Here is a 12,492-nt window from a genome sequence, read left to right on the forward strand (position 1 = left end):
TCCGCGTCCATACGCTGACGCGGGTGCGAGGACAGCGGCAGGGACGACGGCAGGCGGACGAACGCCAGGACGGCGCCCGTGGGCGGACGCCCTCGGTGCCCCGGGCGGAACGCGCGCCCGGCCGGTCCCCGGCCGACGGCCCCGGGCCGCGCTCCATGCTCGCCCTCCAGCAGAGCGCCGGAAATCTGCGGGCCACGCGGGCCATGCGGCCGGGCACGGCGAACGGCGCGCCGGCGCCGGGCGGGCCGGGCCTCGGCACGGTGCCGGAGACCGCCGAGCGCGGCCTGACCCTCCCCCCGTACCTGCTGGGCCTGCAAGCCCCGGGACTGTCCTCGGCCCACGGGCTCACCGGGCACGAGTTCGTCCGCACCGTCGTGGCCGGCGCCGTCGCGCGCGGCGACGGCACGGTCGCCGAGATCGCGGCGGAGCTGGCCGCGCGGCCCGAGACCTTCTACGGGCAGGGCCGCGCGTTCGCCGTCGAGGGCGGTGAGGGGCGGGGCTGGTTCGACGTGACCGTCACCATCACCGCCGCCCCCGACGAACGGCCCCCGGAGATCGAGCCGGCCGCCCTCGCGCAGGCCGGGGAGGAGGCCACCAAGGTCGACGTCCACCACAACTCGGCCGCAGCCGTCGGCTCCGGTTCGGGCGGCTCGACGAGCTACGGCGCGGGGGGCACCTTCTTCGGGCTCGCGCCCGTCGCGCCGGGCCTCTACCTGGGCGGCGTGGGCATGGCCCAGGCCCAGCCCTGGCAGTCCTCCCAGGAGAGCCGCGGCACCAAGGGGGTGGCCGAACCGCGCGTGCTGCGCAGCGAGTCGGGGTCGGTCGAGGTGCCGCGCAGGGTGCGTTACGGCGTACGGATCCGGCAGCAGGACGCGGCACCCGCGCCGCCCGTGTACGGCGCGGGCACGCTGACCATGCGGGTGCCGACCGAGAGCCTGGTGCCGTACGACACCGCGGCGCCGCCACCGGCGCGGCGCTTCGACGACCCGGCCCTGGCGAAGCGCCTGCGGCACGCCGGTTCCCTCGCCCCGGTCGCCGTCACCGACGACGCCGGACCACGCACCGATGACGCCGGGCCACGCGCCGAAGACGCCGGGCCGCACGCGGGCGGCGGCGGGCTGTTCGACGCGGTCGCCTCCGTGCTGCACCCCTCGCTCACCGCGCCCGGCTCCCCCGGGCGGGCCCGCCTGTACGCGGCGACCTCCACCACGAGCGTGCTGGAGGACATGCCCCGGCTGCTGGGCAACGGCGTCGTCAGCGACGACCTGACCGGCGCCGACCCCCGTACGGCCGGCGCCTACCGGATGAGCGCCCGCATCGCCGGCCTCGCCCCCGGCTGGGCCGCCGGCGAGACCCAGCTGCGCACCCACGCCCACGCCCAGCACACGGCCGCCGACGCCGCGGGCAAGGGGCGATCCGGGGCGGTCGGCGCGGGACCGGCCGTCGGTGTCGGCGTGGCCGTGAACGCCGCCGTCGCCCGGGCCGGGGCGATGCCCACCGCCGCCGCCCGCAAGGCCCGCTTCACCCAGTACGACCAGACGACGGCCCGCCGGGTGGGCGCGGAGGTCCGGGGCGACAAGGTGCTCTACCTGGCCACCGTGGACCTCACCGTGGAGGGCACGGGGACCCGTTCCGGGGAGATGCTGCTGGGCCGTGCTTCCCGGGTGGCCCACCACTCCCTCCGGATGTGGATGACCCTGCGGGCGGACGAGGCACAGGACATGGGCCTCGAGCTGCCGCCCGGGGTGACCGCCGGACCGCTCGTCACCAAGCCGAAGCGGCGCCGGGAGGGGGCCGGAGGAGAGCAGGGGACGGAGGAGGACGTCGAGCGTCACCTCCCGTTCGGGGCGATGGGCGCGAGCGTCGCGCTCGACAGGCTGGACACCACGGGGATGATCGCGTCCATCGAGAAGATGTTCGCCGCCGACCCCCGGCTCGAAGGCTTCCTGCCCCCCTTCGGCGACCAGCCGAAGCCGGGCGCTGCACCGGCGGAGGCCGAGGCCCAGCGGCACAACTACCAGGAGCTGGTCACCCGGCTCTCGGAGACCAACCTCAAGGCGAACAAGGACCAGTTGCTGTCCACGGGCGTCCCGGTGCGGCTGCGCCGCAAGAGCCGCATGCACGCCCACGACGTGCAGATCCGGGTCACCGGCACGCTCGGCGACTCCGAGTACGCCGGTGACATCGAGAAGTGGCTGGTGCGCAGCCACTCCGGTGTCGGCAGCAACCTCCAGAGCGGGCGGAGCAGTTCCAGGTCGGCGGGCTGGTCGGCGATCGGCCAGGTGCGGATCGTCCCCGGCGTCCTGACGGGCTCGGCCCGCCGCGACCGCAACCACGTCAGCGCCCGCCGCAACCAGGCCGGCCCCACCACCCGCAGCGACGTCCTCACCAACGGCTCCGGGAACGCGAGCGTCTTCTCGGCGCCGCTGCACCTCCAGGTGCAGGTCAGCATGGTGCACCGGCAGCGCAAGGCCCGGCGCTCGGTGCTGCCCGGCTCCCGGGGGCGCGACGTGCCCGAACCCGAGCGCATCGCCCGGATGGACGTGGAGCAGCAGGACGTACGGCTGCTCACTCCGACGGAGTTCACCCTGGACGGAGACGAGAAGCAGCGGCTCGACGCGGAGACCGCGGCGCGCGGCGCCAGGCCCCGGCGGCCGGAATGGCGGGTCGAGGCCGCCGGCATCGGGGACCTGGCCGCGCTGACGCCGCGTCCGGCGAGCGGCCGGGCCCTGCGGAACTGGACGCTGGTGGAGACCGTCGGCTCCGGCGCCCCGATCCGGGACCTGGCCTTCGACCTGCTGGCCGGGGCGGCGGCCCGGGACAAGGGGGTCCGCGAGGACCGGGCGCTGGCAACCGAGGGTCTCGGGCCCCGGCAGTCGATCGAGGAACGGCTCAGTCCGGGCGCGATCACGGGGGCGCTGCGGCAGGCGGTGTCGTCGGGGTGGGTGGTGAAGAACCTGAAGTACCCGCGCCGGCTGGCCGCGCTGGACGGGGCCGTGGGCATGCGGCTGGCGCTGGCCAATCCGCGGGTGATGCACGAGGGTTCGGGACCCGGCACGGAGACCTTCCTGCTCGGCGGGCACCAGGCCGGCGGCCAGGAGGGGCACGGCACCACCACGACGTACCAGGGCGGCCTGATGGGGCTGCAGAACGGTGCCGAGTGGCGCACCGGCCAGGGAGCGGCGGTGACCCGGAGCAAGGGGCGGAGCACCGCCGGGGGCGTCACGGTGTCCGGCACGGTGGAGCGCAACGCCCACACCCCGCGCAAGGCCCCGCTCTACCTGGTCCGGTGCGACCTCCTGGTCACCATGGTCGCCGAGGTCAAGGTCACCGGTGGCGGCCCCTACGTGACCAAGGAGGCGCGGACGCTGCCGGGCGAGGTGGGGGTGTGGCTGACGGCGGAGCAGCTGTCCTCGCAGGGGCTGAAACTGCCGAAGTCGGCGGCCGAGGCGCTGGGAATGGACAGCGTGCTCACACCCCGGCAAGGCCGGACGGGGGCGGAGACGGGAGCGGGCGCGGGCGCGGAAGGGTCCGGGTCCCGGCGGGCCGGCGAGCGGACGGCGGACCGGCGGGACCACGCGCCGATGGTCCCGCCCGCCGACCCCGCCCGCACTCCCGCGGAACCCGTGCCCGACCTCGGCGCCCAGCTGCCGCTCGGCATGGGCATGATCGAGAAGCTGCCGAACTTCGTGCCGTTGCTGACGGAGCTGCGTGCCGCCCTCGCCCGCCGCGACGAGCGCCTGGCGGCGGACCTGCTGCCGCGGCGGCAGCTCGACGACCCGAACGACAACGTGCAGCGGCTGCTGCGCGTCCTGGACCGGGACGGCTCCGAGGGGCTGCTGTCGAGCGCCATGGACGGCGGCGTCACCGTGGAGCTGTTCGACGGCCGGAAGACGCCGTACTGGGCGGTGTTCCGGGTCCGCAGGGCGGGTCCCGGCAGGTTCGCCGGGATGGCGGCCGACAAGCGGGACATGGAGTACATCACCTCGGCCACCGCGCAGCGGACGGACTCCCGGGAGCAGGGCGGCTCGCTCGGCGCCGAGAGCGTCCTCGCGGGCTCCGCCAAACCGGAGGGCGGCGCCGGGGTCCTGAAGAGCACCGGCGGTGTCGCGGGCCTGGGCGCCGCCGCGAGCGACTCGCGGCGCACCGGCTCGGCCTCCCGCGCCCAGGTGGGCATGAAGCTGGTCGCCGACTCCTCGACGGGCCCGGCGAAGATGCGCGTGCCGGTCGACGCCGCACTGGAACTGCACTCGGCCAAGGGCCGGGTGGCTCTCGCCCAGCTGGGCCGGAGGGAGCTGACGCACCGCGTGCCGAAGGACGACCTGACGGCCCTGGCCCGGCTCGAGCCCGCCGCTGATCGCCCGGCCGGCGAAAGGCCGCCCGGCGTCGCGGACGCCGACCCGGCACGGCTCGGCGCCTGGCGCGGCGGCGGGGTACGACTGCCGATGGAGGCGCAGGTCAACGGCTTCCAGGGGGCGCCGCAGGTACGGCGGTTGGTGGACGCGGCGGTGCGGGAGGCCGGGGGCGGCCACCGTTACCGCGACAAGGGGCAGTCCGCCGCCTACACCCTCCAGGAGGCCGTCTCCACCGAGTGGATGATCTCGGCGCTGCCGCTGCTGACCAGCGCGGGGGCGGAGCTGCCGCCGGTGCACGCCAGTGGGCTCCAGGGCCAGGACCTCCGGGCGTCGGTGCACGCGCGGCTGCGCGCCGGGAAGGTGCTCGGCACCGGCGCCAGGATGTCGTTCGAGGCGATCGCACCGAGCGGCCCGGACGGCCCCAGGCCCACCCAGGAGGACGGCCAGTACTCGGCGGACCACGGGCGGGCGGGGCGCGGACTGTTCGGTGCGGGCCTGCTCAACGCCACCGAGTTCCGGCTCAACCAGGCCCTGGCCAACGCCGACGGCGCGGGCGGCGCGGCCGGCATGACGGCGGACGGCTCCGGCTCGATGCCGGTGCACAAGCCCAAGCAGCGGTCGGTCCTCGTCCAGTTCACGGTGGACGTGAGGGTGGTGGCGCGGGTCGTGGCACGCGGCACGCACCGGACCGGGACGGCCGTACGGGAGGTCACCCTGCCCACGCCGGTGGTGGTCCGGATGCCCGAGCCGGTCGTCCGGCGGCTGCTCGCCGAGACGGCGGACGACAGCAGGCTGCGGGCCCCGCGGGGGCGTCTCGCGCCCGCCGGTCCTCAGTCCTGAGCGGTGTCGCGCGCGACGGGGTACGCGTCCCTGGGCCGGCCCAGGCCCAACGCGCCGGGCAGCTCGGTCCTGCGGCGTATCCGCAGCTTCCGGTACGTGCTGGTCAGGTGGGTCTCCACGGTGCGCCGGGCCAGGTGCAGCAGATCGGCGATCTCGGTGTTCGTGCGGCCGTCGGCGGCCAGTTCGGCGATACGGCGCTCGCTGCCGGTCAGCGCCCGGGACCCGGTCCGGGCGGTCACCGGGCCGCGGGCGCCGCTCCCCCGCAGGGCCTGCCCGACGAGGGTGAGCAGCCGGTCAGCCCCCTTGCGCTCGGCCAGCTCCGCCGCCTCGCGCAGGCAGTCGCGGGCGCGGCCGCGTTCTCCGGCGGCGGTGAGCTGACGGCCCTGGGCGAGCAGCGCCGGGACGAGTTCCATCTCGGCGTCGGCGGGCGCCTCCCGCAGGGTGCGTACGGCCTCGTCGGCCAGTTCCAGGCCGCGCCGCCCGCCGGTCGCGGTGCCCAGCACACGCAGGGCGCGGCCCACCGTGCGCGGGGTGTTCCACACCCGGGCCAGCCGTAGCTCCTCCGTCGCCAGGGCCAGGGCCTCCTGGCCGCCGCCCAGCGCCAGCCGGCACTCCGCGATCGCCGTCCGCCACGGGGTGACGACCGGGCTGACGACGTCCCGGGCGGCCTGGCGCCGGCCGCACTCCAGGAAGTCGTGCAGCGCGCCCGCGGGATCGCCGGTGGCGGCACGCAGCACGCCCCTGGCGTACAGGAAGCGGTTCAGCTCCCAGTTCTCCGGCACCTCGCGCAGGTCGAACCGGCCGGCGAAGCGCCGCGCCTCGTCGGTACGGCCGGTGTGGACGAGCGCCATCAGGGCGTGGGCGTCCCGGTTGGAGGGCCCGGTGCGGGACGGCACCGGGTCCCCCGCCGCGTCGCCGGTGCCGAGCAGACGGGCGTGTTCGCCGCGGGCCGCGGCGATGTCCGCGCGGGTGTTGAGGAGCGCGTGCTGCATCGGGTGCAGCAGGGCCGGGTGCTGTCCGGACAGGCCGCGTTCGACGAGCCGGTCCGCCTCGTCGAGTTCGTCGGCCCACTGGGCGACCGCGGCGGCCGTGCCCAGCAGGAAGGGCTCGGCGAGCGGGTCGGTGGGCTGCGCCAGCAGTTTCCGTACCCGGGTCATCGCCTCCTCGGCCGAGATCAGCGCGGCCGTCGCCGCGTACCGCACGAGCAGGGCCTGACCGGCGGTGCCCACCAGTTCCGGGGAGTGCTCGCCGGTCTCGCACAGCCACCGGTACACCTCCTGACGGGTCGCCAGGTCCTCGTCGGACAGCAGCGCGCCGGCGGTCTGCACGGTGCGGGTCAGCCCCGGGTGGCCGGACAGCCGGCCCTCCGTACGGCGCAGTACCTCCATGGCGGTACGGATCTCCCCGCGGCCCGCCAGGGCGGTGCCGAGGGCGACGGCCGTACGCACCCGGTTGCGGGGGTCGGCCGGCAGGTGCTGCGCCTCGGCGAGACGCGCGATGGCGGCCGGCGTGTCGGCCGACGCGTACTCCAGGGAGCCCAGTTCGGTCAGCAGCCGCTGGCGCAGGTCGTCCGGCAGTGATTCGTCGAGGGCCCGGCGCAGATAGCCGACGGCGTCGTCGGGCCGGGCGTCGTGCACGGCGACGGTGACCGCGTCGCGCAGGACGCGCAACGCCCAGGGCAGGCCCACGGCCGGCGTCCGCAGCAGATGCCGGGCGACCGCCTCGACCCGGTCGCCCCGGCGCAGCATGGCCTCCGCCGCCGCCCGGTGCGCCGCCTCCCGGCGGGGCCTCGGCCAGCCGGTGAGCACGGCGTCGCGCAGCAGCGGGTGCGCGTAGCGCGGGCGCCCGGCGGCGTCCGGCCGCAGCAGCCCCAGCCGGGTCATGGCGGCGAGCCACCCGGCGACCCGGGCGGGGTCGGCGCCGGCCGCCTCGGCGAGCAGGCCGACCGGGTCCCCCGCCCCCGCCTCGGCCGCACGCCCCCGGGAGGGAACCGAGCCCCTCCCCGGCACCGCCCGGTGCGGCACGCCGGGCGGCGCCCAGCAACGCCCACGCGGAGCGTGCGGCGCGGCCCCCGGCTCCGGTCCCGGCTCCGGGTACCGGCCCCGCTGCGTGGGCAGCACGGGCTGCACGTCATCCGCGTGCTCCCCGTACTGGGCCGGCCGGCCGGGCTGGACGGGTGGGGCGGGCTCGAAGGGCTGGGCAGGCGGACCGGGCTCGACGGGCACGACGGGCACCACGGGCTCGACGGGCTGTACGGGCTCGACGGGCCAGGCGGATGGAGCGGGCTCGGCGGGTACGGCGGCCGGGTCGGCCTGCGCGGGCTGGACGTCCGGGTCCGCGCCCGGCCACGCCTGTTCCAGTGCCGCGAGGCAGCGGGCCACGTCGGCAGTGGCGGGGCCGGCGCTGTTCAGCCACCAGGAGACGGCCGCAGGGTAGGTCCCGGGGTACAGCGCGGCGCAGGTGTCGGGCAGGGGCGGGGCGCCGCCGGGTGCGGAGCCGTCCTGCGGCGGGATGCCGCCGAGGTCGTCGAGCAGGGCATGCAGCAGCAGCGGACTGCCGGCGCCCGCCCGTACGCACTCCTCCGTCCAGCGCGGTCCGGCCGCGGGAAAGGCGGCGCGGACCAGCCCGGCCGCCGCCGCGTCGCTGAGCGGGGCGAGGGTGTGGGTGCGCACGAGGGAGGGGGACAGGGCCTGGGTGAGTCCGGCGGGCCGCGGTTCGATGTCGTACTGGCTACGCTCGGTGGCCACCAGCAGTACCGGTAATCGGTCGACGCGCCGGGCCGCCTCGACCAGCCAGCGCCGCGAGGCCTCGTCGGCCAGGTGGACGTCGTCCACGGCCACCAGCAGCGGGCCCTCGTCCGCGTACGAGCGCAGGAGCCGCCACAGCCGGGCCGCACTCCCGCGGTCGTCGCCGCCCGGCACCAGGTCCGTGAACTCCGGTACCGGCCCGAGGAGGTGGAGGACCGTGGCGAAGGACACGCCGGTGTCCTCGGACGAGCAGCGCGCACGCAGCACCCGCAGGCCGCGGTCCGCGGCGTGCCGGGCGGCGGCTTCCAGCACGGCGGTGCGACCGGTGCCGGTGGCCCCGCGCAGCAGGACGAGGCCGCCCGTGCCGGCCCGGGCCCGCTCGGTCTCGGCAGCGAGCAGCGCCAGGGCGTCGTCGCGTTCGCGGAGCGGTCCGGTCATCGGTGCCTCCTGTGGTGGATGGTGGCCCCCCGGTCTGTGAGACGTGGAAATGCGAACGCGGGTGGTGTGAGGTGGCCCACGAAGAGGGGCCGCGTTCCTTGGGCCGGAGGGTGGCTGTGGCGAGGCTCACGGTGGTGCGCGCCCGGCGCCCGGCGCCGCGCGCTCTCGCACGACATCCCTCTGACCTGCTGGGATGCCCGCTCCGGGGGCCCCTTCGTGGCGGTGCCCGCGCTGGTCTCGTGGTGTGCCTCGTGGTGCTCCACGATTGCGCGGTCCCAGCAGTCCCAGAAGTGTGGAACACGCTCATCCGCTACCGGCCTGCGCCGGACGGCGGGCTCGTGAACAGGGGGGAAACGGTTGCTCAACTCACCCCGGGCCACCACCGCATCCACGCTCGGCGCCGGCGGAGCCGTCGGCGTCACCGACCCGCGCGTCCCGGTGTCGGTGTCCGCTCCGGACCCGATCAGCCGCGAGGGCGCGGTCAGCCAGTTGCGCCGCCACCCGGAGATCGACCTGCGCGAGGAGTCCGGCCCCGGCACCGTGGCCCTGCTCATCGAGGACGCGCTCGACGAGGCGGCGCTCACCCGGCTGCGCCGGATCGTGCGCAGCGAGGGCGCCCGCGCCGTGCTCGTGGTCGGCGCGATCCGGGAGAGCGAGCTGCTGGACGTCGTCGAGTGCGGCGTCGGTGCCATCGTCTGGCGGCACGAGGCCACCGCCCACCGGCTGGTGCAGGCGGTACTGGCCGCCTCCCGCGGCGACGGCGACCTGCCCGCCGACCTGCTCGGCCGGCTCATCAGCCAGGTGGGCACGCTGCACCGGGGCGCGGCGGGCCGCCCCGGCGCCCCTTCGCTGGGTCTCGCACCCCGCGAGGTGGACGTCCTGCGCCTGGTCGCCGAGGGCCTCGACACCGGAGAGATCGCCGGCAAGCTGTCCTACTCCGAACGCACCGTCAAAAACGTCATGCACGGGCTCACCACGCGACTCCACCTGCGCAACCGTGCGCACGCCGTGGCCTACGCCCTGCGGGAAGGCTACATCTGACCGAACGGGCAATCGAGAGCGGCCCCTCGGGGCCGCACGGGCAGGGCGGCCTGCCCGGCCGCCGTCCCCGGCACGCCTGCGGGCCGGGCGGCACCCGGGGCACGATCGGTGACGCAGGGCGGTGGGCGAGACGGCAGGGCGGGAGCGCAAGTGATCCACGAGGTGGACGAGGTCCTCAAGAACCTCCTCGGCGGCGGAGCGCTGACGGGCTCGGGCATCGACGTGTCCTTCGAGGCACCCACCCGTGACTGGGCGGCCCGGCGCAACGCCCCCGTGGTCAACGCCTACCTGTACGACATCCGGGAGGACGTGGCCCGGCGTCAGAGCGGACGGATGTCGGTGCGCGACGAGCGGGACGTCGAGGTGCGGCGCCGCCGGCCGCCGCGCTGGTTCCGGCTGTCGTACCTGGTGACGGCCTGGACGAAGACCCCGCAGGACGAACACCGGCTGCTGTCCGCCGTGCTGGCGACCCTGCTGCCGCGCGAGGTCCTGACCCCCGACGAACTCCCCGCCCCGCTACGGGCGCTGGAGCTGTCGATGCCGCTGACGGTGGCCGGCACCCAGACGGAGTCCCGTTCCCTCGCCGAGATCTGGTCCGCCCTCGGCGGCGAGCTGAAACCGTCCCTGGACCTGGTGGTGACCGCGCCCTTCCCCGCCTACCCGGAGTACGACGCCGGGCCCCCGGTCACCGAGGGCGCGATGGTCCGGGTGCGCGAGCTGCCCGGCGAACCGGCGCAGTCCAGCGAGCGCTCCCACCGGCCCCACCAGGTGGCGGCCGCCCGTGCCGCCCGCCGGGACGCGGCCGGCCGCCGGACGGACCAGCGGTGAGCTTCCCCACCGAGGAGGCGTCGGCAGCCCCCTCCGGCTCCCCGGCGTACGGCCCCTACGACTCGCAGGGCTCATCCGACTCGTTCCATTCATCGGACTCGCCTGACTCCTCCGGGCCGCCTGACTCCTCCTCCGGGCCGCATGACCCGCACGGCCCGCATGACCCGTACGGCCCGGAAGACCCGCACGGCCCGTACGGCCCGCATGACCCGCACGGTCCGTACGGCGATCCCGTCCACGCCATGCTCGCCCGCCTCGCCGCTCTGCGGGAACGGGTGACCGCGCTGGTCGAGCACCGCGCCGCCACCGACCCCACGGCCGACGACCCGCTGCGCGGCCTGTACCTGTCCGACGACGCCGTACGCCACCTGCTCCGCACCTGGCCGGCCTTCGCCGGCTCCGGAGCCGGCGAAGGCGCCGAGCCTCCCGAAGACGCCCCGCCGCACGCGTCCGCGGACGACCCGGCCGGTCCCGGCGACCGGCTGGCGCTGCTGGCCGGGCGGACGGGGCTGACCGAGCTGGACACCGCCGTCCTGCTCATCGCCCTCGCCCCCGACATCGACCGCACCTTCGAGCCGCTCTACGGCTACCTCAACGACGACGTGAGCCGCCGTCGCGCCACCGTGAGCCTGGCCCTGGACCTGTGCGGGGTGCCCGCCCACCTGGCGGCGGTCCGCGCCCGTTTCCACGCCTCGGCACCACTGCGCGCCCTCGGGCTGCTGGAGGTCGAGGAGCCCGAGCGGCCCTTCCTCACCCGCTCGTTGCGGGTCCCGGACCGGCTGGCCGGCCATCTGCTCGGGGACGACACACCGGACGCCGCGCTCCTCGGCCGGCTGCACCCGATGCCGGAGCCGTTGCCGACTGGCCCCGACGCCGAGGGCTTCGTGCGCCGTCTGGCAACCCGTCTGCACGACGGACCGCTCACCGCCTACCTGCGCGAACAGCGCGAGGGCGACGGCCTGGCCGCCCTCGCCCACGTCCTGCGCGCCGCGGGCCTCGACGCGCTGTGCTGCTCGGCGCCCGAGGACGACATCCCCGAGCTGCTGCGCGAGGCACGCCTCACCGGCCGGGCCGTCGTGGTGTCCGGCCTGCCCGACCGGCCGGGCCCGCTGGTGCGGGCGCTGACCGCGGTGACGGACGTGACCGTGCTGCTGACGGACCCCCGCCCGTACGACCCGCACTGGTCCCCGGCCGACCCGCTGGTCCTGGACGCGCCGGGCCGCCGGGCCGGCGGAACGGCCGCCTGGCGGGCGGCGCTGGGCCCGGACGCCGACGGGTTCGACCTGGCCACCGCCGTCGCTCCCTACCGCCTGGGCGGCGACCGGATCCAGCGGGCCGCGCACGCCGCCCGCACCCTCGCCGCCTTCGACGGCGGCCCGGTCACCGCCGGCCACGTCCGGCTCGCGGCCCGCCGGCAGTCGGCCTCCGGCCTGGAGAGCCACGCGCGGCGGATCCGTCCCGCCGTGGACTGGCGGGACCTGGTCCTGCCCGACGCGCCTCTGACCCAGCTGCGCGAACTCGCCCTGCGCGCCCGCCACCGCGACCGCGTCCTCGGCGACTGGCGGCTCAGCGCGGGCGGCGGGCGCGGCCGGGGCGTCCTCGGCCTGTTCGCGGGCGAGTCCGGCACCGGCAAGACCCTGTCGGCGGAGGTGGTCGCGGCCGACCTGGGCCTCGACCTCTACGTCGTCCAGTTGTCGTCGATCGTGGACAAGTACGTCGGCGAGACCGAGAAGAACCTGGAGCGGATCTTCACGGAGGCCGACCGTACCGACGCCGTGCTCCTCTTCGACGAGGCCGACGCCGTCTTCGGCAAGCGCTCCGAGGTCAAGGACTCGCACGACCGGTACGCCAACATGGAGAGCGCCTATCTGCTCCAGCGCCTGGAGTCCTTCGACGGCATCGCCCTGCTCACCACCAACCTGCGGGCCAACATCGACGAGGCGTTCACCCGGCGCCTCGACCTGGTGGTCGACTTCCCGTTCCCGGACGCCGGTCAGCGTCTGGCGCTGTGGCGGCACGGCCTGTCGCACGTCCCGTCCGCCGACGGCATCGACCCGGCCGGGCTGGCCCGGGACTTCGAGCTGGCCGGCGGCTCGATCCGCAGCGCGGTGGTCACCGCCGCCTACCTCGCCGCCGGACGCGGCGACAGCGTGACGGCGGACGACCTCCTGGAGGGCGCCCGCCGCGAGTACCGCAAGGCCGGGCGGCTGGTGCCCGGCGAAGGCGGCTGGTGACCGTCAGTC

The 12,492-nt window shown here is 76.4% G+C and carries 5 protein-coding genes; 4 read left to right on the top strand and 1 reads right to left on the bottom strand.

All coding sequences use genetic code 11. The features are described 5' to 3' along the window. The first annotated feature begins 23 nt into the window (after positions 1-23). Positions 24-5,195: a hypothetical protein gene (locus tag ACZ4V1_RS15920; protein ID WP_468335331.1), complete on the top strand. Its 5,172-nt coding sequence runs from the start codon at positions 24-26 to the stop codon at positions 5,193-5,195. On the opposite strand, the gene ACZ4V1_RS15925 is transcribed toward ACZ4V1_RS15920, so the two are convergent. Next, positions 5,186-8,380: a helix-turn-helix transcriptional regulator gene (locus ACZ4V1_RS15925; RefSeq protein ID WP_468335334.1), complete on the bottom strand. Its 3,195-nt coding sequence runs from the start codon at positions 8,378-8,380 to the stop codon at positions 5,186-5,188. The two genes, ACZ4V1_RS15920 and ACZ4V1_RS15925, sit on opposite strands and share 10 nt — an antisense overlap. Before the next feature lie 357 nt (positions 8,381-8,737). Between ACZ4V1_RS15925 and ACZ4V1_RS15930 the strand changes: the two genes are divergently transcribed. The 3 genes from ACZ4V1_RS15930 to ACZ4V1_RS15940 all read left to right on the top strand — a co-directional run bounded on the left by ACZ4V1_RS15930 (position 8,738) and on the right by ACZ4V1_RS15940 (position 12,483). After that, the gene (locus ACZ4V1_RS15930; RefSeq protein WP_468335337.1) at positions 8,738-9,421 is read left to right on the top strand and encodes a helix-turn-helix transcriptional regulator; all 684 of its coding nucleotides are present in this window, start codon (positions 8,738-8,740) and stop codon (positions 9,419-9,421) included. A gap of 150 nt (positions 9,422-9,571) precedes the next feature. Continuing rightward, positions 9,572-10,249: a Pvc16 family protein gene (locus ACZ4V1_RS15935; RefSeq protein WP_468335340.1), complete on the top strand. Its 678-nt coding sequence runs from the start codon at positions 9,572-9,574 to the stop codon at positions 10,247-10,249. Positions 10,250-10,491: 242 nt separating this feature from the next. Next, entirely contained in the window at positions 10,492-12,483 is a 1,992-nt protein-coding gene (locus ACZ4V1_RS15940) for an ATP-binding protein (RefSeq protein WP_468335343.1), read from the top strand. The last annotated feature ends 9 nt before the right edge of the window (positions 12,484-12,492 follow it).

This window comes from Streptomyces sp. NPDC028991, from assembly GCF_055564775.1.

What these genes read in the sequence shown, in the direction of transcription:
- ACZ4V1_RS15925 (WP_468335334.1), bottom strand. Translation starts at nt 8,380, where the DNA reads ATGACCGGACCGCTCCGCGAACGCGACGACGCCCTGGCGCTGCTCGCT.
- ACZ4V1_RS15940 (WP_468335343.1), top strand. Translation starts at nt 10,492, where the DNA reads ATGCTCGCCCGCCTCGCCGCTCTGCGGGAACGGGTGACCGCGCTGGTC.